17 protein-coding genes are annotated in these 19,360 nt (G+C 68.1%); 14 read left to right on the top strand and 3 right to left on the bottom strand.

Features of this window, described 5'->3' with window-relative positions:
- Nucleotides 1-88: 88 nt before the first annotated feature.
- Nucleotides 89-751 (bottom strand): S1 family peptidase, encoded by a 663-nt coding sequence (locus tag AC51BJ_RS14135; protein WP_430435282.1) that lies wholly within the window; start codon nt 749-751, stop codon nt 89-91.
- 117 nt (nt 752-868) lie between these two features.
- Here AC51BJ_RS14135 and AC51BJ_RS14140 point away from each other — a divergent pair, with 117 nt between their 5' ends.
- Both AC51BJ_RS14140 and AC51BJ_RS14145 read left to right on the top strand, forming a co-directional pair.
- Complete coding sequence (locus AC51BJ_RS14140; RefSeq protein WP_496280646.1) at nt 869-2,137, top strand: dicarboxylate/amino acid:cation symporter; 1,269 nt, start codon at nt 869-871, stop codon at nt 2,135-2,137.
- Nucleotides 2,138-2,186: 49 nt separating this feature from the next.
- Nucleotides 2,187-3,110, top strand: coding sequence for a ZIP family metal transporter (locus AC51BJ_RS14145; protein WP_496280647.1), 924 nt, complete (start codon nt 2,187-2,189; stop codon nt 3,108-3,110).
- 140 nt (nt 3,111-3,250) lie between these two features.
- Here AC51BJ_RS14145 and mltA read toward each other — a convergent pair whose 3' ends face one another.
- Entirely contained in the window at nt 3,251-4,549 is a 1,299-nt protein-coding gene (gene mltA / locus AC51BJ_RS14150) for a murein transglycosylase A (RefSeq protein ID WP_496280648.1), read from the bottom strand.
- Between the two features lie 44 nt (nt 4,550-4,593).
- On the opposite strand from mltA, the gene AC51BJ_RS14155 reads away from it, so the two are divergent.
- The 12 genes from AC51BJ_RS14155 to AC51BJ_RS14210 all read left to right on the top strand — a co-directional run bounded on the left by AC51BJ_RS14155 (nt 4,594) and on the right by AC51BJ_RS14210 (nt 17,171).
- A complete protein-coding gene (locus tag AC51BJ_RS14155) occupies nt 4,594-4,800 on the top strand; it encodes a hypothetical protein (RefSeq protein WP_496280649.1) in 207 nt (68 codons plus the stop codon).
- On the top strand, nt 4,787-5,665 hold the full coding sequence (locus AC51BJ_RS14160) for an ATP-binding protein (protein WP_438634180.1): 879 nt from the start codon (nt 4,787-4,789) through the stop codon (nt 5,663-5,665). Before AC51BJ_RS14155 ends, AC51BJ_RS14160 begins: the two co-directional genes overlap by 14 nt.
- The gene (locus AC51BJ_RS14165; protein ID WP_496280650.1) at nt 5,665-6,627 is read left to right on the top strand and encodes a Nudix family hydrolase; all 963 of its coding nucleotides are present in this window, start codon (nt 5,665-5,667) and stop codon (nt 6,625-6,627) included. Before AC51BJ_RS14160 ends, AC51BJ_RS14165 begins: the two co-directional genes overlap by 1 nt.
- 3 nt (nt 6,628-6,630) lie before the next feature.
- Complete coding sequence (locus AC51BJ_RS14170; protein WP_430435289.1) at nt 6,631-7,509, top strand: TraB/GumN family protein; 879 nt, start codon at nt 6,631-6,633, stop codon at nt 7,507-7,509.
- 92 nt (nt 7,510-7,601) lie between these two features.
- On the top strand, nt 7,602-9,635 hold the full coding sequence (locus tag AC51BJ_RS14175; protein ID WP_496280651.1) for a methyl-accepting chemotaxis protein: 2,034 nt from the start codon (nt 7,602-7,604) through the stop codon (nt 9,633-9,635).
- 159 nt (nt 9,636-9,794) lie between these two features.
- On the top strand, nt 9,795-10,640 hold the full coding sequence (locus tag AC51BJ_RS14180) for a 23S rRNA (adenine(2030)-N(6))-methyltransferase RlmJ (protein WP_496280652.1): 846 nt from the start codon (nt 9,795-9,797) through the stop codon (nt 10,638-10,640).
- Between the two features lie 9 nt (nt 10,641-10,649).
- A complete protein-coding gene (locus AC51BJ_RS14185) occupies nt 10,650-11,090 on the top strand; it encodes a DUF2721 domain-containing protein (RefSeq protein WP_020166027.1) in 441 nt (146 codons plus the stop codon).
- Nucleotides 11,091-11,166: 76 nt separating this feature from the next.
- A complete protein-coding gene (locus tag AC51BJ_RS14190; RefSeq protein ID WP_496280653.1) occupies nt 11,167-12,279 on the top strand; it encodes an FIST N-terminal domain-containing protein in 1,113 nt (370 codons plus the stop codon).
- Between the two features lie 2 nt (nt 12,280-12,281).
- Nucleotides 12,282-13,391 (top strand): sensor histidine kinase, encoded by a 1,110-nt coding sequence (locus AC51BJ_RS14195; RefSeq protein ID WP_496280654.1) that lies wholly within the window; start codon nt 12,282-12,284, stop codon nt 13,389-13,391.
- Nucleotides 13,382-14,488, top strand: coding sequence for an HDOD domain-containing protein (locus tag AC51BJ_RS14200; protein ID WP_496280655.1), 1,107 nt, complete (start codon nt 13,382-13,384; stop codon nt 14,486-14,488). The genes AC51BJ_RS14195 and AC51BJ_RS14200 overlap by 10 nt, the downstream gene beginning before the upstream one ends.
- A complete protein-coding gene (locus AC51BJ_RS14205) occupies nt 14,481-15,608 on the top strand; it encodes a response regulator (RefSeq protein WP_496280656.1) in 1,128 nt (375 codons plus the stop codon). Before AC51BJ_RS14200 ends, AC51BJ_RS14205 begins: the two co-directional genes overlap by 8 nt.
- 174 nt (nt 15,609-15,782) lie before the next feature.
- Entirely contained in the window at nt 15,783-17,171 is a 1,389-nt protein-coding gene (locus tag AC51BJ_RS14210; RefSeq protein WP_496280657.1) for an alkaline phosphatase PhoX, read from the top strand.
- Between the two features lie 129 nt (nt 17,172-17,300).
- Here the strand turns inward: AC51BJ_RS14210 and recG are convergent, their stop codons facing one another.
- Nucleotides 17,301-19,337, bottom strand: coding sequence for an ATP-dependent DNA helicase RecG (gene recG / locus AC51BJ_RS14215; protein WP_430435297.1), 2,037 nt, complete (start codon nt 19,335-19,337; stop codon nt 17,301-17,303).
- Nucleotides 19,338-19,360: the final 23 nt, after the last annotated feature.

The raw sequence follows: 19,360 nt of genomic DNA on the forward strand, positions 1-19,360 counted from the left end.
ACGACGGATTCTGCAGGCGCGGCGCCGCCCGCGATGCACCACCGACCGCGCGTCGCGGGTCGGAACCGCGGCACGCGATCGCGTGCAATCAGCGTTCCTGCGGCCGCAGGAAGTCTGGCATGTCGGCCGGCGCGGTCTGCCAGAAGGGCACGGTGCGCGTGACGTCGATGTCCGCCTCCAGCCACTCGATCGGGATCGCGTAGCGCTCCTCACCCGCCGTCTTCGCGACGAAGGCGAGGATGCCCACCAGTTCGCCGGCCACGTTGAACAGGCCGCCCCCGCTGTCGCCGATGGCGAAGGGCACGCTCACCTGCATCACCGGCGCGCCATCCATCGCGAAGGTACGGTCCAGCGCACCGACCAGCAGACGCACATCGACGCCGTAGGCGCCGTTGAAGCCGAGCAGCCGGTCACCCGGCTTCAGGTCGCCGGCACGGGCGATCTTCGCCGCCGGTGCCGCCAGTTCCGGCACCGACAGCACGCACAGGTCGCGCCAGTCGTCGCGACGAACCACGCTGGCCGGCTTCGCCACGTACTGATAGCTGGCCTTCAGCGACTTCGCGCCGGCGATCACGTGACAGGCGGTCGCCACCCGCTGCCCCGGCAGCACGACGCCGCTGCCGATCGAGATCGATCCGTCCGGCTGTTCCGCCTGCACCCGCACCGTGGTCTGGATGGCGGTGGCGATGTTCATCGCCTGCGCCGAACAGGCGGCAAGGGCGAATCCGAGGGCGGTGATCGTTGTTCTCATGGCGGGCTCCGGTCGGCAGGCTGAAACGCTGGCTGCGCTTCCGACTGCGGCTCACGCACTTGGTTTCATCGTTGGGCGCCAGTGGTATGGTCGGGAAAAATCGCGGAGAAAAAGCGCATGCGGCTGACGATGAACACGCAAATCCTGCTCGGCGCACTGATCGGCGCCGGTCTTGGCCTTGCCCTCGGCGCGCAACCGGACGATGCCGCGACGCGCGTGCAGGGGCTGTACCTCGCCGGGCTGATCGGCGGCATCTTCATCGCGCTGCTGAAGATGGTGCTGGTGCCGCTGGTGTTCTCGTCCATCGTGGTCGGTGTGGCCCACCTGCGCGAGCACGGCAACATCCGCCGCGTCTGGGTGACCACGCTGCTGTTCTACCTGCTCACCGTCACCATCGCCGTCATTCTCGGTATCACGTCGGCGAATGTATTCAAGCCGGGGGCGGGCATGCACCTCGACATGTTCGCCGACGCGCTGGCCGGCTTCCAGGCGAAGCAACTGCCCTTCCCCGACTTCGTGCAGCAGTTCCTGACCGGTCTGTTCAAGAACCCGTTCTCCGCACTGGCCGGCGGCGATATCGTCGCGCTGGTCGTGTTCGCGCTCATCCTGGGCGTCGCACTGGTGCAGGCGGGCGACCGCTACCCGATCATCAATCGCGGCATGGAAGAGATGCAGGACCTGTCGCTGCGCATCGTCGGCGCCATCATGAAACTGGCCCCTTGGGGCATCGCCGCGCTGCTGGCCAGACTGATCGCCACGCAGGATGTCGCCTTGCTCGAAACGATGGCCCGCTTCGTCGCGGTCGTGCTCGGCACCACGCTGCTGCACGGCGTGATCGTGCTGCCCGGCCTGCTGTGGCTGATCACCCGCGTGACACCGCTGGCGCTGTGGCGCGGCGGTCGCGAATCCTTCATCACCGCGCTGGCCACCAGCTCCAGTTCGGCGACGATGCCGATCACGATGCGCGTGACGCAGCAGAACTTCGGCGTGCGCCCGGCCACCGTCGGCTTCGTCGTACCAGTCGGCACGACGATGAATATGGACGGCACGGCGCTGTACGAGGCCGCCGCGGCGCTGTTCATCGCCAGTCTGGTCGGCATCGAACTGAGCGCCGGTCAGCAGATCGTGGTCTGCGTGATGTCGATGCTGGCTGCGGTCGGCGCACCGGGCATTCCGAGTGCCGGCATGGTGACCATGGTGATGGTGCTGCAGTCGGTCGGGCTGCCGGCCGAGGCGATCGCCATCCTGCTGCCGATAGACCGGCTGCTCGATGCGGTCCGCACGGTGGTCAATGTGGAGGGCGATATCGTCGGCAGCATCGTGGTCGACCACGTCGCCGGCGCAGACGCGCCTCACGATCCAGCGAATCTTGAGGTGCGCGCCTGAGGCGCGCATTTATGATGCAGTGCACGAAAACGCCTTTGCGATGACCGCCATGGACCCGACCCCCGCCACCTCGCCGGACGCACCGCGCCCCGGCCCGCTCTTCCCCTGGATGCGGCTCGACCCGTCGCTGCAGTTCCTGCTGATGATCGGGCTGGCGGCCGTGCTGGCCCTGCTGTCCTGGGCCTTCGCCGACTCGCGCACGCCGCAGGCCATGCACCTGGGCCTGATGGCCGGGCTGGCCGGCTTCGCAGCCACCGCCATCGGTGCGGCACCCGCACTGGGCCTGCGCTCGCTCGGTCAGCGCGGTTCCGACGTGCTGCTCGGCTTCGGCGCCGGCATGATGCTGGCCGCCTCCTCCTTCTCGCTCATCGTGCCCGGCCTGGCTGCCGGCGAAGACCTGACCGGCTCGCGCAGCCTGGGCGCAGCGCTGGTGGTCACCGGCATGGCGCTCGGCGTCTGGCTGATGATGATGCTCGACGCGATGACGCCGCACGAGCACGAGCACTGCGGCAGTTGCGGCCCGGAAACGCGGATGGGCCGCGTCTGGCTGTTCGTGAACGCCATCGCGCTGCACAACCTGCCGGAAGGCATGGCGATGGGCGTGTCCTTCTCGCAGGCGGACATGGCGGTCGGCCTGCCGCTGTCGACCGCGATTGCGATACAGGACATTCCGGAAGGACTGGCCGTCGCGGTCGCGCTGCGCGCGGTCGGCATGTCGCCGCTGAAGGCGGTGGGCATCGCCGCGCTGAGCGGTTTCATGGAACCGCTGGGCGCGCTGATCGGCGTCGGGCTATCGAGCAGCTTCGCGCTGTTCTACCCCGGCGGGCTCGGCCTCGCCGCCGGCGCGATGATTTTCGTGGTGTCGCACGAAGTCATCCCGGAAACCCACCGCAACGGCCACGAAAAAGCGGCCACGCTGGGGCTGATGGCGGGCTTCATGGTGATGATGGTGCTCGATACCACCCTGGGCTGAAGACCTGGCACCGGTGGCCATCGGGGGGTGTTCTTGTGGCAGCGACCTCTGGTCGCGATGCGGCTCCGACAGGCCGCGGGCTTCGATTCAGGTCGCTTTCGCGAGCAAGCTCGCTCCCACGGAAGCCCGGCTCGCCCCCCTCAGTTCCCCGGCGTCACGCCGTTCGGCAGCAGCACCCACATCCTGCCCTGCTGCTTCATCCTCCCCGCCTGTGCGCCGGCCTCCGGCCCGAAACCCCAGAAGAAATCAGCGCGCACGCCGCCCTTGATGGCGCCGCCGGTGTCCTGCGCCATCATGAGCCGGCGCAACGGCTGGCTGCTGTTCGGGCGCGTCGTATCCAGCCACACCGGCGCACCGAGCGGCACGCTGCGCGGATCGATGGCGATGACGCGGCCGCCGGCGATCGGCACGCCGAGCGCGCCGAGCGGGCCTTCGGGCAGGCCGGGCGCCTGCTTGCCTATCGGCATTTCGCGGAAGAACACATAGCTCGGATTGGCCGCCATCATCGTCGCGACGCGCGACGGATTGGCGCGCGCCCATTCGCGTATGCCCTGCATCGACGCCTGTTCGAGTTTCAGTTCGCCCTGGTCCACCAGCCAGCGGCCGATGGACTGGTAGGGGTGGCCGTTCTGGTCGGCATAACCAACGCGCACCCGGCTGCCGTCCGGCAATTCCACCTGCCCGGAGCCCTGCACCTGCAGGAAGAACACGTCGATCGCGTCGGCCGCCCAGAACAGCGCCTTGCGGTCGAGTTCGGCGGCGCGGGCGTCCAGTTCGGCGCGCGTCCAGTAGGGCACGACCTTGCGTCCGTCCAGCCGGCCGCGCAGCCGCATGTTCTTCAGGTCGGGATGCACGCTGGCCAGATCGATCACCAGCAGGTCGTCCGGAACCGCATGGATCGGATACCGATAAGTGCCGCCGCGCGTGCGGTTCGCCTTCAGCAGCGGTTCGTAATAGCCGGTGACCAGGCCCTGGTCGCTGCCGTCGCCATTGAGCAGTTGCCAGGGGCGGAAGAAGGATTCGTAGAACGCACGCACCGCGGCGCGGTCTGTCGCATCGAGCATGACCAGTGCGGCGCAGGGCTCGGCCCAGCCCGGCTTGTTCGCCACCGCGCTGCACGAGGCGCGCAGCGACGGCAGCGATTCGCGCAGGTCGTCGTCGCTCCAGCCTTCGAGCGCGGCCCAGTCGGCCGGCACCAGCTTCGGCGGCAGCGGCTTCGCCTCGGGAGCCGGCGGTGGCGGGCACACCGGGCAGGCGGCGCAGGCCGGGCATGCCGGACAGCTCTGCGGCACCGGCTGCGGCGCGGGCGGACACACCGGGGCGGCGACCGGCGCCGGTTCCACACGGGGCGCCGGCTTCGGCGTGCCGGCACAGGCTGCCAGCAGCAGCGACATACACATCAGGACACCTGCACTGCGCAGGCGGATTTGCTGGAACATCGGGATTTATTTAGATTGGTGCGCCCGCGAGCGCCGAGTGCGCAATGATAACGAGCACCCGCCCGACAGGCGGGTGCGACGACAACGAAAGCTTCATTCCCATGTGGTTATTCCTGCTCGAAGCCGGCACCGCGCTGGCGCTTTTCCTGTTCATCCTGTGGTGGACCCTGCCCAAGAAGGAAAAGAACTCCGCCGACGACACCGGCGCCACCCCGTCCGGCGACAAGGAGGGTGACCGTGAACAGCCGTGATGGTTTCGAAAGCCTGATCGCGCGTGCGCACGCGCTGTTCGACCGGCTGGAGCAGATTCTGCCGCCGGCACCGGTCGAGCCGGACTGGAAGGCGATCGCCTTCCGCTGGCGTCGCAGCAATGGCCGCGGCCGGCTGGAGGCGGTCGCCCATCCGCACAAGCTGCGCCTGACGGACCTGCGCGACATCGACGTGCAGAAGGCGCGCATCAAGGCCAACACGCAGCAGTTCGTCGACGGCAAACCGGCCAACAACGTGCTGCTGACCGGCGCCCGCGGCACCGGCAAGAGCTCGCTGGTGAAGGCGCTGCTGAACGAGTACGCGAAGAAGGGCCTGCGCCTGATCGAGGTCGACCGCGACGACCTGACCGACCTGCCGGACATCACCGACCTGATCGCCAGCCGGCCCGAGCGCTTCATCATCTACTGCGACGACCTGTCCTTCGAATCCGGCGAACCGGGCTACAAGGCGCTGAAGAGCATCCTTGACGGTTCGGTGTCGGCGGTGCTGGACAACGTGCTCATCTACGCGACGTCGAACCGGCGCCACCTGATGCCCGAGTACTTTTCGGAAAACCGTGAGGCGAAGCACGTCGACGGCGAGGTGCATCCGGGCGAAGCAATCGAGGAAAAGGTGTCGCTGTCCGAACGTTTCGGGCTGTGGCTGTCCTTCTACCCCTTCGACCAGGACGCCTACCTGAACATCGTGAACCACTGGCTCAAAAGATTCGGCCTGAGCGCGGCCGACATCGAAGCCGCGCGCAGCGCCGCACTGCTGTGGTCGCTCGAACGCGGCGCCCGCAGCGGCCGCGTCGCCTGGCAGTTCGCGCGCGACTGGGCCGGCCAGCACGCCGCGCGGGGCAAGTAATGAGCGAACGCAAGCAGGTGGCCGTGGCGGCCGCCGTCATCTTCCGCGACGGACCTCAGGGCCACACTGAGGGCCGGGAATTCCTGCTCGGCCAGCGCGCGCCCGGCACCTTCTACCCGGGCTACTGGGAATTTCCGGGCGGCAAGGTGGAAAAGGGCGAGGCGCCGGTCGACGCGCTGAAGCGCGAACTGGACGAGGAACTGGGCATCCGCGTCGAGCGCTGCACGCCGTGGATCACGCTGACTCACGAATACGAGCACGCGCACGTGCGGCTGCATTTTTTCCGCGTCGAGCGCTGGAGCGGCCGCGTGCATGACCACGTGCACAGCGCGCTGGCCTGGCAGACCGCCGATGCGCTCACCGTGTCGCCGATGCTGCCGGCCAACGGCCCGGTGATGAAATCGCTGCGCCTGCCGCAGCGCATGGCGGTGACGCACGCCTTCCAGATCGGCGCCGCCGCCCAGCTCGACGCGATCCACCAGGCCTGCCGCCGCGGCCAGCTGCTGCTGCAGATCCGTGAGCCGGTGCTCGACGCGCCAGTGCTCGGCTTTGCGCGCGAGGCGATACGGATTGCGCACGAGCATGGCTGTCCGGTGGTGCTGAATGGCAGCGCCGATATGGCGAAAGAGCTCGGCGCCGACGGCGTGCACCTGAAGGCCACCCAGCTGGCGGGGCTCACCGCGCGGCCCGATTTCGAGTGGGTCGGCGCCTCCTGCCACACGGCGGACGAGCTGGCGCAGGCGGTTCGCCTGGGCCTGGACTACGCGGTCGCCGGTTCGGTGCTGCCGACCGCCAGCCACCCGGGGGGCGACACATTGGGCTGGGACGGCCTCGCGGCGCTGGTCGCTGGCAGCCCGCTGCCGGTGTTCGCCATCGGCGGCCTCGACGACAGCCATCTCGCGCGCGCCCACGACTGCGGCGCGCACGGCATCGCCGCCATCCGCGGCGCCTGGGTGCTGTAAACAATGGATCGCCGCCGCTTCCTTCTGCAGTTGGCCGCACTCGCCGCCCTGCCGTCGCGACTGCGCGCGGCGGAAGCGGATTATTCGCGCGGGCTGCTGTGGGCGGTGCGCAGCGGCGACGCGCCGGTGAGCCACCTGTACGGCACGCTGCACAGTGGTGACCCGCGCGTACTGGCGCGCGCGGCGCCGCTGCGCGCGCGCATTGCCGAGGCCCGTCTTTTCATGCCGGAACTGGTGACCGACGCCGAGGCGGTGTCCATCTACCAGGCGGCCAGCGTCTATGGCAGCGACGACCTGCCGCGCCGGGTCGGCCGGGCGAAGTGGCCGCGCATCGAAACGATGCTGGCGCTGCACGGCGTCGATTCGCGGATCGCGGTGCGTCTGCGCCCGTGGGCGGCGCTGCTGACGCTGCTGCAACCGGTGGCCGCGCAGCAACCTTCGCTCGACGAGGCGCTGATCGCGCTGGCGCGCGCGCAGAAGGTGGCCGTGCGGCCGCTGGAACAGGTGCAGGAACAGATAGACGCCATCGCGCTGCTGCCGGAGAAGACCCAGATCGCGCTGCTGATCGACGCCGCGCGCCGGCACGACCGCCTGCAGGCCGCCATCGAACCGATGACCGTCGCCTGGCTGGCCGGCGAGGTGGGCGAACTGTCGCGCATCAACAGCGGGCTGATGTCCGAAGACCCGGCGCTGCGCGAGCATGCTCGCCTGTTCATGCAGTCCCTGCTCGGCGCGCGCAACGCCCGCTTCGCCGAGCGGCTGCTGCCGGAAATTCAGGCCGGTGGCGTGTTTGCCGCCTTCGGCGCCTCCCACCTTGCAGGCCCCGACGGCGTGCTCGCGCGCCTCGCTGCGGCCGGCTGTCGAATCGAATCAGTGACTTGACGCTCCAGTTTTTAACAATCGTGCCGTAATCCAGACACGATGAATCGTTCGGCCGGGCATTCCGCCCGGCACGGATGCACAGGAGACGAGCCATGATTTCATTCAACCGTATGTCGGTTGTCAGCCAGCTCTCGATTTCAATCGGCCTGCTCTGCGCGGTCATTTTCGTCGCACTGATTGCGGTCGTATCGGTATCGAGCAATCGTGCTGCGATGGAGCAGACACAGAGCGTCCTCGGCGATCAGGCCGACGCGACGGCAAAACTGCTCGACTTGAGCTACGAGAACGCGCTTGCCAATGCCGCCAAGGGCATGGCCGCCCTGAAGGGAGCGCTGGGCACGGTCACCATCGACGAAGACACGGTGGCCATGGGCAAGTACCCGGCAGTACGCGTGGCGCGTGCGGGCGGCAATGTACTCAACGGCGACGAAGCCCGGATGAAGTCGACGCGCGACCTGATCGGCGCCGATCCGGCCGTGATGGTGCGTGTCGGCGACGAATTCGTACGCGTTGCGACACTGCTCAAAGACGCCGAGGGCCGCTCGCAGGCCGGCGTCGCGATCAAGAGCGGACCGGATACCGCGGCGCTGCTCAAGGGCGACAGCTACCAGGGCGTGGTGATGCGCAACGGGCGCTTCTACATTTCCTCGCTCGAGCCGATCAAGGACGCCGCCGGTCGCGTGGTCGGCGCACTGTCCGCACGGGTCGACGTGCAGCAGGGCATCGATCAACTGTTCGAATCGCTGAAGTCCATCCGCGTCGGCGAAACCGGCTACATCCACGTGCTCCGGCCGGGCGAGAGCGCCGAAGACTCGACCATGCTGTTCCACCCGAAGCACGCGGGCAAGACGGTGAAGGAGATCGGCAACGACACGCTGACCCGAATCATCGGCGAACAGATCAGCAACAAGAACGGCGACCACATCTACGACTGGCCGCGCGAAGACGGCTCGATCGCACCGAAGATCGCGGCCTACCGGCTGTCGGACAACTGGGGCTGGATCGTGTCGTCCGGCGCTCATGTCGAGGAATTCACCCGCTCGAACATCCAGCTGCGCAATCTGCTGATCGGCATCTGCGTCGCCTCGGCGCTGATGTTCGCCGCCTTGACCTGGTGGCTTGCACGCAGCCGTCTGAGCCGCCTGAACAAGGTGTCTGCAGCGATGACCCGGCTCGGAAACGGCGATTTCAGCCAGCGCCTCGACGTGGTGAGCGGCGAGACGCACAACGAACTCGACCTGATTTCGATCCAGATGAACGAGGCGACGCGCAAGACCGCCGCGCTGATCACCGCCACCGCCGAGGCAGCGCGGGCGGTCGGCAATGCGGCGCGCGAACTGCGCGCCGGATCGAGCGAAGTGGTGAGCGGTTCGACCGAACAGAGCAGTGCGGCCGCCGGCCTGGCCGCCGCCATCGAGGAACTGTCGGTCAGCATCACGCATGTGGCCGACAGCGCCGGCGTCGCCGACGGCATCACGCGCGAGGCGCGCAGTGCCGCCACGCAGGGTGAGCAGAAGCTGGCCAGCATGGTCGAGGGCATGCAGCGCATCGCCGCCGAGATCGGCGACGCCTCGTCGGCAGTGACCGATCTGGCCGGTCGCACACGGGAAATTTCGAACGTCGGCCGCATCATTCAGGAAATCGCCGAACAGACCAATCTGCTGGCACTCAACGCGGCGATCGAAGCGGCGCGCGCCGGCGAATCCGGCCGAGGCTTCGCGGTCGTCGCCGACGAGGTACGCAAGCTGGCCGAGCGCACCGCCGCGTCCACGCAGGAGATCGCCAATATGGTGAGCAGCGTCCAGGCCGACGCCGACAAGGTGGTCCGCCGCATCGGCGAGGTCAGCGGTCAGGTCGGCGCCGGCGTGACGCTGGCCACCGAAGCGGGCGAAGTGCTGCGCGTCATCAGCGAACAGAGCGAACGCACCGCCGAGGCGATGAAGGAAATCGCCGCGGCCACGCGCGAACAGAGCAGCGCCAGCCAGTCGGTGGCACAGGGCGTCGAGCGCATCGCCGGCATGGCCGAGCAGAACGCCGACATCACCCGCCGCGCCGACGGCCAGACGCACGGCCTCGAAGTGCTCGCCGGCCAGTTGCAGGACAACGTCGGCCGCTTCGTGGTCTGATCCGCACCAGGCAGACCGGCTTCATCCTTGCGGCGGACACGCCGCTCCCGCTGAAAGGCGGGGGTGGCCTGTCCGCCGCACTGCCATGCAAGTCCGCTGCCAGAACGCGGCCACGAACCCGCTCAGCGTATACTCGTCGGCCACAACTCCTACCCAGCCATGCTCAGCTACCGCCACGCCTTCCACGCCGGCAATCCGGCCGACGTACTGAAGCACTTCGTACTGGTCGAACTGCTGCAGTACCTGAACCAGAAGGACAAGCCCTACTGGTACATCGACACGCACGCCGGCGCCGGCGGCTATGCGCTGGACAGCGGCTACGCGGCAAAGAACGCCGAGTACGCCGAAGGCATCGGCAAGCTGTGGGCCGCGCCCGACCTGCCTGCCGCGCTCGGCACCTATGTCGACGTCGTGCGCGCCTTCAACGAGGGCGATGCGCTGCGCGCCTATCCCGGCTCGCCGATGATCGCGCGCGCCCTGCTGCGCGAGCACGACCGGATGAAGCTGTTCGAACTGCACACGACCGACAACAAGCTGCTGAACGCCGCCTTCGCCGACGCCGGCCGCAGCGTGCGCATCGAGAAGCTGGACGGCTTCTCCAACCTGAGGTCGCTGCTGCCGCCGCCGCCGCGGCGCGCGCTGGTGCTGATCGACCCGCCCTACGAGATGCGCGAGGACTACCGCTACGCCTTCGAAACGTTGCGCGACGCGGTCACCCGCTTCTCGACCGGCACCTACTGCCTGTGGTACCCGCAGCTGCAGCGCATGGAGTCGCGCGACCTGCCGGCCAAGCTCAAGCGCATGAAGATAGACGCCTGGCTGCACGTGTCCCTCACCACGCGCACACCCTCGCCCGACGGTTTCGGCATGCACGGCAGCGGACTGTTCATCGTCAATCCGCCGTGGACGCTGCCGGCCACGCTGAAGGCGACGATGCCCTGGCTCGCGAAAACGCTGGCGGCCGATGCCAGTGCGAAGTTCGAACTCGATTTCAAGATTCCGTAAGGCCCTGCCATGGTGCTGCAGACCTCGATCGACGCGATCACCCACGCCATCGGCCTCGCCGTGGCACCGGTGTTCCTGCTCACCGCCATCGCCACGCTGATCACCACGCTGAACAACCGGCTCGGTCGCATCATCGACCGCCGCCGCGTCGTGCTGGCGCGCGGCGGCCAGCAGTGCGAGGACGAAACGATGAGCAATGCCACCGAGCTCGAACTGCTGTCGCGGCGTGCGAAGCTGGTCTATCTGGCCATCCTGTTCGCCGTGGCGTCGGCGCTGATGGTCTGTCTGGTGGTGTCCTGCGCCTTCTTCGGCGTGCTGTTCACGGTGGTGCTGGCCGACCTGCTGGCCGGCTTCTTCGTGCTCGCCATGCTGGCGCTGATCACGTCGCTGAGCCTCTTCCTGCGCGAAGTGTTCGTCGCGGTCTTCACCGCCACCCACGCCAACCGCTGACACCCCGACACAATCGGCACCTAAAGCCCTCTCCGGTGCGGGCCGTTGACCCGGCATAAGGTCGACGGAGGGCTCCATGGCGATCAACACCTGCTTCGGCGCCAGCACGTCGACCGATCCGGTCCGCGCGGTGGCCGAACTGGCGGCACAGACCGGCAGCACCGACAAGGACGGGCTGCTGTTCTTCTGCTCGCCGGATATCGACCTCGCAGTGCTGGGTCGCGAACTGGCCCGTACTTACCGGTGCCCGACGGTCGGCTGCACCTCGTCCGGCCACTTCGGTCCCGCCGGCTTCCAGCGCTCGGGCATCATCGGCGTCGCCTTTTCGGGCGGCGGGCTGCGCCTGCGCACCTATCCGGTGACCCCGCTGGCCGCCTACGTCGACCAGGTGAGCTGCATCGCGGAGGACATCCGCGCCCGGTCGGATGCGACACGCGATCTGAACCGCTTCGGCATGCTGCTGGTGGACGGCCTGTCGATGGCCGAGGAAAGACTGGTCGCCGCGCTCTACCAGCACGTCGGCAATCTGCCGCTGATCGGCGGTTCGGCTGGCGACAACCTGAAGTTCGAGCACACCTACGTCTACACGGACGGCCTCTTCCTGAGCGACGCAGCCGTCTTCACGCTGTTCGAGACCACCCATCCGGTGGCCACCATCAAGACCCAGCACTTCGCCGCCGGCAGCACGGAACTGGTCATCACGAGCGCCGATCCCGAGCGGCGCATCATTCATGAAATGAATGGCGAACCTGCTGCCAAGGCCTATGCTGAAGCGATAGGTCAACGCATCGAGGCACTGACGCCGGCCGTGTTCTCGCGCCACCCCCTGGTGCTGCAACTGGGCGGCGATGCCTATGTGCGCTCGATCCAGAAGGTGAACGATGACCTGTCGCTGTCCTGCTACTGCGCCATCGACGAAGGACTGATCGTATCGATCGGTCGCGCGCTCGATCCGCTGCAGACCATTGCCAGCGCGATGGCCGAACTCCGGCGCGACGTGCCCGAACCGGCGCTGGTGCTCGGCTGCGACTGCATACTGCGTCGGCTGGAATTCGAGCAGGCAGCGATCGATGACGACATGAGCCGCCTGATGGCCGCCAACCTGCTGTTCGGCTTCTATACCTATGGCGAGCAGTACAACGGCCTGCACGTGAATCAGACGCTGACCGCCGTGGCGATCGGAGGATAGACATGCCCAGCCTGCCGCAACCCGACATCGAGGCGCGCCTGAGCGATCTGGAACACAAGCTGCTCGCGCGCGACAAGACGATAGACGCACTGAAGCGGCGCCTCGCCCAACAGGACGAAGGCATGCGCAACTCGCCGTTCGCTCTGCTCGAACAGAACATCAGTCTGGCCAACGTGGTCGCCCGCAAGACCGGCGAACTGGAGCAGGAAAGACAGGCGCTGCAGAAAACGCTGGGCGAGCTGCGACAGACGCAGACACAGCTCCTGCAGTCGCAGAAGATGGAGTCGATCGGCCAGCTCGCCGCCGGCATCGCACACGAGATCAACACCCCGACGCAGTACGTGGCCGACAACATGAGCTTCATCGACATGGCCACCACTTCGCTGCTGGCGCTGGCCGACCGCAGCGTCGCGGTGATCGCGGCCCTGCGTGCCGGCGAGCCCGACCCGGCGCTGCTGGCGGACTTCGACGCCGCCCTGCGCCGCACCAAGCTTGACTACCTGCGCCGGCAGATCCCGGACGCGCTCGCCCAGTCGAAGGAAGGGCTGGCACACATCGCGCGCATCGTCAGCGCGATGAAGGCCTTCTCGCATCCGTCGGGCGTCGACAAGGTGGCGGTGGACATCCGCGAGGTCATCGCGACCACGGTCACCGTCGCCCGCAGCGAATGGAAATATGTGGCCGAGATTGATACGCAGGTCGATGACGACCTGCCCGACCTGCCGTGCCGACGCGACCTGATCGGCCAGGCGCTGCTGAACCTGGTGGTGAACGCCGCACACGCCATCGCCGACACGCTGTCCGAGGGCGTGCGCGAAAAGGGGCTGATCCGGATCACGGCGACACGCTTCGGCGACCGGCACATCGACCTCAGCGTGGCCGACGACGGCCCGGGCATCCCGCCGGACATACGCGAACGCATCTTCGAGCCCTTCTTCACGACGAAGCCGGTCGGCAAGGGCACCGGGCAGGGGCTGGCCATGGTCTACACCACCGCGGTCGACCAGCACGGCGGCGAAATCCTGTGCGAATCGGACGTCGGCCGAGGCACCCGCTTCACGATGCGCTTGCCGCTGTGCATCGACAACGACGAGACAAGCCCATGCAGGTAGTGTTCGTAGACGACGAGAGCCGCGTGCTGGCCGGCATCGAGCGCACGCTGGTGATGCGTGAAACCGACTGGGCGTGCCGCTTCTTCACCAGCGGTCAGGCAGCGATCGACGCACTGGAAGCCGAGCCGGCCGACGTCGTCGTGTCCGACATGCGCATGCCCTTCATGGACGGCGCCGCGCTGCTCGGCACCGTGCGCGACCGCTGGCCGGGCACGCTGCGCATCATCCTGTCCGGCCAGTGCGACACCGCGTCGACGCTGCGCATGCTCGACGTCGCTCACCAGTTCGTATCCAAGCCCTGCGACAACGCGGTACTGCTGGCTGCGGTGCAGGCAGCGCTGGCGCTGCGTGCGATGTTCCGCGACGCCTCGGTGATCGACGTGATCGGTCGCGTGAACCGGTTGCCCAGCGCGCCGCGCATCTTCGCCGAACTGACCCGGCTGCTTGCCGATCCGGCCAGCGACAGCCGTCATGTCGCCCGCCTGCTGAGCAGCGACCCCGCGCTCAGTGCGCGCATCATGCAACTGGCCGGTTCCGCCTACTTCACGCTGGGCGCACGCATCACGAGCATCAACGACGCCATCACCCGTCTCGGCATCGATCAGGTGCGGCTGCTCGTGCTCGCCTCGCAGGTATTCGCCGACGCCGCGACCGATCCCTTCGTCGATCACCTGCAACGGCGCGCGCTGCAGGCGTCCTGCCTGGCCGACCGCATCACCGCCGGCCGCCGCGGCGGCGTCGCCGCCACGGCCGCGTTGCTGGCGCGCATCGGCCTGCTGGTGGAACCGCTGCGCAGCGAAACGATGCAGGACGCCACCACCGTCTGCGACACGCCGCTGCACGCCGCGGTCGGCGCCTATCTGCTGGGCCTGTGGGGCCTGCCGATGGACATCGTCGACGCCGTCGCGCGGCACACCCACCCGGATCGCGCCGCCGCCCCCGGCTTCGGCCTGGCCGGCACCGTGCACGTCGCCGTCGCGCTGGCCAACGGCCAGACGCCGGACCTCGCCTATCTCGAACGCGCCGGCGTGATCGAGCAGTGGCCGCAGTGGCAGGCCTACAACGCAGCACTCACCACGGACCATGACGATGACTGAAGACACCCTGCCGCGCGTGCTCTGCGTCGATGACGAACCCAACCTGCTGGCCGCGATGGAACGTACGCTGCACGGCCGCTTCGACGTGGTGACCGCCAATGGCGGCACCGCCGGGCTGGACGCCATCCAGCTCGGTGAGCCCTTCGCCGTCATCGTGTCGGACATGCGGATGCCGGGCATGGATGGCGCCACCTTCCTCGCACAAGCGCGCGAACAGGCGCCCGATGCCGTGCGCATCCTGCTCACCGGCCAGGCCGACGTCGAGTCGTCGATCGCCGCCATCAATCGCGGCGCCATCTTCCGCTACCTGTGCAAGCCCTGCCCGTCCGACGTGCTGATCGCTGCGCTGGACGACGCCGTGCGTCACTACGACCGCGTGCGGGCGGAGCGCGAACTGCTCGAAACCACGCTCACCGCGGCCGTGAACACGCTGACGGAGGTACTCGCCATGGTGGCGCCCTGGGCCTTCCAGCGCGCCACCTTCGCGCACTCGGCGGTGCAGCACGCGCTGTCGCGGCTGGACTGGTCGGACGGCTGGATCTACAGCATCGCCGCCGCACTGAGCCAGCTCGGCTGCGTCGGCATACCGCCCGAACTGATGCAGGCCGATGCCGCGCAACGGCATCTTGGTCCCGACGAAAAGAAGCTGCTGCGCGAACACCCCGAGGTGGCAAGCCGGCTCGTCGCGGCCATTCCGCGGCTGGACCTGGCTGCAGAGATCATCCGCCACCAGTCGGACAACCCGCCGCCCGACGCGCCGCTCGAAGTGATCCGCGGTGCGCCGCTGCTGCGTGCGGCACTCGAGCTGGAGCGCGACTGGTCGCGAACCAAGGCGGCGCGCAGCCCGCGCGACGTGCTGCGCACCGTGCAGCCACCGGTGCCCGACTACATCGTCAGGGCACTGGCCGACTTCCGCAGCGAGGTGAACCACCACCGCGCGGCGCGCGTGCGTGACCTGGTGCCGGGCTGGGTGGTGGACGAGGACGTGCGCTGCACGAACGGCATGATGGTGCTGTCGCGCGGCCACGAACTGACCGATACCGCGATCGCCGCGCTCAGTCGCCTGCTCGCCGCACAGGCCATACGCGAACCGATACGGGTGCGCAGCCGCGCCGACTGAAACGCCGGCCGACCCGCATCACGGATCGCCGGCCAGCGCATTAAGGCGGGTTAACAAAACATGCGCCGATCGGCGCAGCGCGGCGGCCGATCTGCATCACGGGAATTGAACGCGCGCTGACTACCCTGACGAGCACCTTGTCGTTCGCAAGGCATTCAATCAGGGAGTTCAACCATGCAGCCCCGCAAGCTCGCCATAGCTGCCGCCATTGGCCTGATGGGCGTTTCCGCCCAGCAGGCTTACGCGGCCGACAACACCCACTTCGACAACTTCACCGCCCTGCCCGGCAACGTCGCCGCCGGCTCGCTGCCGGAAAGCGCGCCGCTGCAGCTGTCCTCGCCGCTGTTCTCGCAGAAGGTGCTGGCCGACCGCGCCACGCAGCTCGCCAACGGCCAGTCGAACAGCGGCAACTGGGACATGATCACCGCCAACGAGAACGGCACCGACGCCGGTCGCTACCTGTTCATGCCCTTCGAAACCGGCGCCGGCGGCGTGCAGCGCACCGACCTGTGGACCGGCATCACCAAGACCATCGTGCAGTCGGGCACCCAGGGCTTCGTGGCCGGCGACTTCTCGCGCTGGACGCCGTGGGGCAGCTACCTGACAGCCGAGGAATCGTGGGGCAGCGGCAGCCCCTACGGTCGCCTGTTCGAAGTGACCAATCCGCTGGCCGACACCTCCAGCGCCAACTTCATCCACCGCAACGTGGTACCCCGCGTGTCGCATGAGGGCGGCGCGTTCGACAAGAACAAGAGTTTCTACTTCATCGACGAACTCAACGGCGGCTCGATCTACAAGTACGTGTCGGCCGCGCCGGGTGCGACCACCGGTGACAGCTACTTCGACAAGGGCCAGACCTTCGTGCTGAAGGCCAATGGCGGCAACAACGCCAACGCGGTCGGCGCTGCCAGCTGGGAAGCCATCACCACCGCGACCGGCACCCCGCTGGCCAGCACCGTGAACGCCATGGTGAACGTCGGTGGCGGCACCTTCTCGATGGACGGCCGTGCCGCAGCCGACATGGTCGGCGGCACCAACTACCAGCGTCCGGAAGACCTCGAACTGCAGGTGCTGGCCAATGGCGACGAAGTGCTCTACATCGCCACCACGACCACCCACGAGGTGTATTCGCTCAATCTGGCCACCAACGAAATGAAGCTGTTCGCCAGCCGCGCGACCTTCAGTTCCGTCACCGGTGCAGCCGTCGGCAGCGAATTCACCAACCCGGACAATCTGGCCATCGATGCCAACGGCAACATCTACATCATCGAAGACCAGCCGGGCGGTCGTGCCGACATCTGGTTCGCGCAGGATGCCGACCGCGACGGCGTCGCCGAATCGCTGAGCCGCTGGGCTTCGCTGTCGACCGAAGGTGCCGAACCGACGGGCCTGTACTTCGACAAGTTCAACCCGAATGTCGCCTACGTGAACATCCAGCACCCGAACAGCGGCAACGACACGCTGCTGCAGATCACCGCGGTGCCGGAGCCGGAGAGCTACGCCATGTTCCTCGCCGGCCTCGGTCTGCTGGGCATGATCGCGCGCCGTCGCACCCGCGTCTGAGCCTTGCTGCCGGGGTCGGCCGACACCCGATCCATGCGTCGCACGCGGTTGAATACGGTGTGAGGCACGGACCGGACATTGGTCGATCCCGACAGGCAAGACGACGGGAGGGCCTCGGCCCTCCCTTTTTTACGCCTTGAGCAGATCCTCGCGCCCGGCCAGCCACCGTTCCAGATGCCGGTCGGCGGCCGCGACGTGATCGCGCAGCAGCGTGTCGGCCGCTTCGCGTGCCAATTCGACCAGCGCCTCGTCGATCACCAGATCGGCGAAGCGCAGCAGCGGCTGACCGGACTGGCGGCTGCCGATGAATTCGCCGGGGCCGCGCAGCTTCAGATCCTCGGCGGCGATCATGAAGCCGTCGGTATAGGCATGGATGACGCGCAGCCGCTCGCGCGCGGTCTGCGACAGCGGGCCTTCGTACAGCAGCACGCAGGCCGATTCGCGGCTGCCGCGCCCGACCCGGCCGCGCAGCTGGTGCAGTTGCGACAGACCGAAACGCTCGGCGTGCTCGATCACCATCAGGCTCGCGTTCGGGACATCGACACCGACCTCGATCACCGTGGTGGCGACCAGCAGATGCGTGTCGCCGGCGACGAAGCCCGCCATCACCGCCGCCTTCTCGTCCGGCTTCATGCGCCCATGCACCAGCCCCACCTTCAGTTCCGGGCAGGCGGCCAGCAGTTGCGCGTGGGTGTCGATCGCGGTCTGCAATTGCAGCGTTTCCGATTCCTCGATCAGCGGGCACACCCAATAGGCCTGTGCGCCGGCGGCACAGGCGTCGCGCACACGTTCGATCACCTGTTCGCGCCGTGCCGCGGAGATGAGCTTGGTCAGCACCGGCGTGCGGCCGGGCGGCAGTTCGTCGATCACCGACACGTCGAGGTCGGCGTAGAAACTCATGGCCAGCGTGCGCGGTATCGGTGTCGCGCTCATCATCAGCTGGTGCGGGCTCACGTCGCCGGCCTTGGCGCGCAGCGCGAGCCGCTGGCGCACACCGAAGCGGTGCTGTTCGTCCACCACGGCGACGCCCAGGCGCGCGAAATCGACCGCGTCCTCGATCAATGCGTGCGTGCCAACCGCGATCGGCGCCGCACCGCTGGCGATGGCTTCCTTCATCGCCCGCTTGTCGCGTGCCTTCAGGCTGCCTGACAGCCAGGCCACCTGTATGCCCAGCGGTGCCAGCCAGTCGGCCAGTTTGCGGTAGTGCTGCTCGGCGAGGATTTCGGTCGGCGCCATGAAGGCCGCCTGGTAGCCTGCCTCGACCGCACGCAGGCAGGCCAGCGCCGCCACCACCGTCTTACCGGAGCCGACGTCACCCTGCAGCAGCCGCTGCATCGGATACGGTTGCGACAGGTCGGCGGCGATCTCGGCCCAGGCGCGCGCCTGCGCACCGGTCAGCGCGAACGGCAGCTGCTGCAGGAAGCGATCGATCAGCGAACCGTCGGTCTGCGCGGGCTGCGGCAGCACCGGCGCGTCGCGGCTGCGCCGGGCGGCGTGCGCGCGCTTCAGGCTCAGTTGCTGGGCCAGCAGCTCGTCGAACTTGATGCGGCGCCAGGCCGGCGCCAGCCGTTCGTCGAGATCACGCAGCGATTCGCCCGGCCGCGGCCGGTGCAAGGCCTGCACCGCGGCGCCGAAAGGCACCAGCGCGTAGTGGCGGCGCAGCGCCTCGGGCAGGCTGTCGGCCAGATCGGTGCGCTCCAGCGCGTCGTCGATCGCGCGGCGCAGGCTGGCCTGCGACAGACCGGCGGTGGCCGGATAGACCGGCGTGAGCCGGTCCGGCAGCGGCGTGTCGTCGCCGACATTGCGCACCCGCGGGTGCAGCATCTCGGCGCCGAAGAAACCGGGGTTGATGTCGCCGAACAGGCGCACCCGCTTGCCGGGTGCGAGCTGTTTCTGCTGCGACGGGTAGAAGTTGAAGAAGCGCAGCGTGACGGTGCCGCTGTCGTCGGCGGCCGTCACCACCAGCTGGCGGCGCGGCCGGAATTTCACTTCCGCCTGCGTCACCTCGACCTCGACCTGCACCGGCTGGCCGGCGCGCGCCAGCGCCACCGGCGTGATGCGCGTCTCGTCCTCGTAGCGCAGCGGGAAATGCAGGACGAGCGCGGCATCCGAGCCGAGGCCCATCTTGTCGAGCGCGGCCGAAAGCGCTTCGCTGCGGGTACTCATGCGGAGGGCAGGACGGCCGGGGC

The sequence above is a fragment of the Methyloversatilis sp. S146-33 genome (assembly GCF_059552495.1).

What these genes read in the sequence shown, in the direction of transcription:
- AC51BJ_RS14135 (WP_430435282.1), bottom strand. Translation starts at nt 751, where the DNA reads ATGAGAACAACGATCACCGCCCTCGGATTCGCCCTTGCCGCCTGTTCG.
- AC51BJ_RS14140 (WP_496280646.1), top strand. Translation starts at nt 869, where the DNA reads ATGCGGCTGACGATGAACACGCAAATCCTGCTCGGCGCACTGATCGGC.
- AC51BJ_RS14145 (WP_496280647.1), top strand. Translation starts at nt 2,187, where the DNA reads ATGGACCCGACCCCCGCCACCTCGCCGGACGCACCGCGCCCCGGCCCG.
- mltA (WP_496280648.1), bottom strand. Translation starts at nt 4,549, where the DNA reads ATGTTCCAGCAAATCCGCCTGCGCAGTGCAGGTGTCCTGATGTGTATG.
- AC51BJ_RS14155 (WP_496280649.1), top strand. Translation starts at nt 4,594, where the DNA reads ATGATAACGAGCACCCGCCCGACAGGCGGGTGCGACGACAACGAAAGC.
- AC51BJ_RS14165 (WP_496280650.1), top strand. Translation starts at nt 5,665, where the DNA reads ATGAGCGAACGCAAGCAGGTGGCCGTGGCGGCCGCCGTCATCTTCCGC.
- AC51BJ_RS14170 (WP_430435289.1), top strand. Translation starts at nt 6,631, where the DNA reads ATGGATCGCCGCCGCTTCCTTCTGCAGTTGGCCGCACTCGCCGCCCTG.
- AC51BJ_RS14175 (WP_496280651.1), top strand. Translation starts at nt 7,602, where the DNA reads ATGATTTCATTCAACCGTATGTCGGTTGTCAGCCAGCTCTCGATTTCA.
- AC51BJ_RS14180 (WP_496280652.1), top strand. Translation starts at nt 9,795, where the DNA reads ATGCTCAGCTACCGCCACGCCTTCCACGCCGGCAATCCGGCCGACGTA.
- AC51BJ_RS14185 (WP_020166027.1), top strand. Translation starts at nt 10,650, where the DNA reads ATGGTGCTGCAGACCTCGATCGACGCGATCACCCACGCCATCGGCCTC.
- AC51BJ_RS14190 (WP_496280653.1), top strand. Translation starts at nt 11,167, where the DNA reads ATGGCGATCAACACCTGCTTCGGCGCCAGCACGTCGACCGATCCGGTC.
- AC51BJ_RS14195 (WP_496280654.1), top strand. Translation starts at nt 12,282, where the DNA reads ATGCCCAGCCTGCCGCAACCCGACATCGAGGCGCGCCTGAGCGATCTG.
- AC51BJ_RS14200 (WP_496280655.1), top strand. Translation starts at nt 13,382, where the DNA reads ATGCAGGTAGTGTTCGTAGACGACGAGAGCCGCGTGCTGGCCGGCATC.
- AC51BJ_RS14205 (WP_496280656.1), top strand. Translation starts at nt 14,481, where the DNA reads ATGACTGAAGACACCCTGCCGCGCGTGCTCTGCGTCGATGACGAACCC.
- AC51BJ_RS14210 (WP_496280657.1), top strand. Translation starts at nt 15,783, where the DNA reads ATGCAGCCCCGCAAGCTCGCCATAGCTGCCGCCATTGGCCTGATGGGC.
- recG (WP_430435297.1), bottom strand. Translation starts at nt 19,337, where the DNA reads ATGAGTACCCGCAGCGAAGCGCTTTCGGCCGCGCTCGACAAGATGGGC.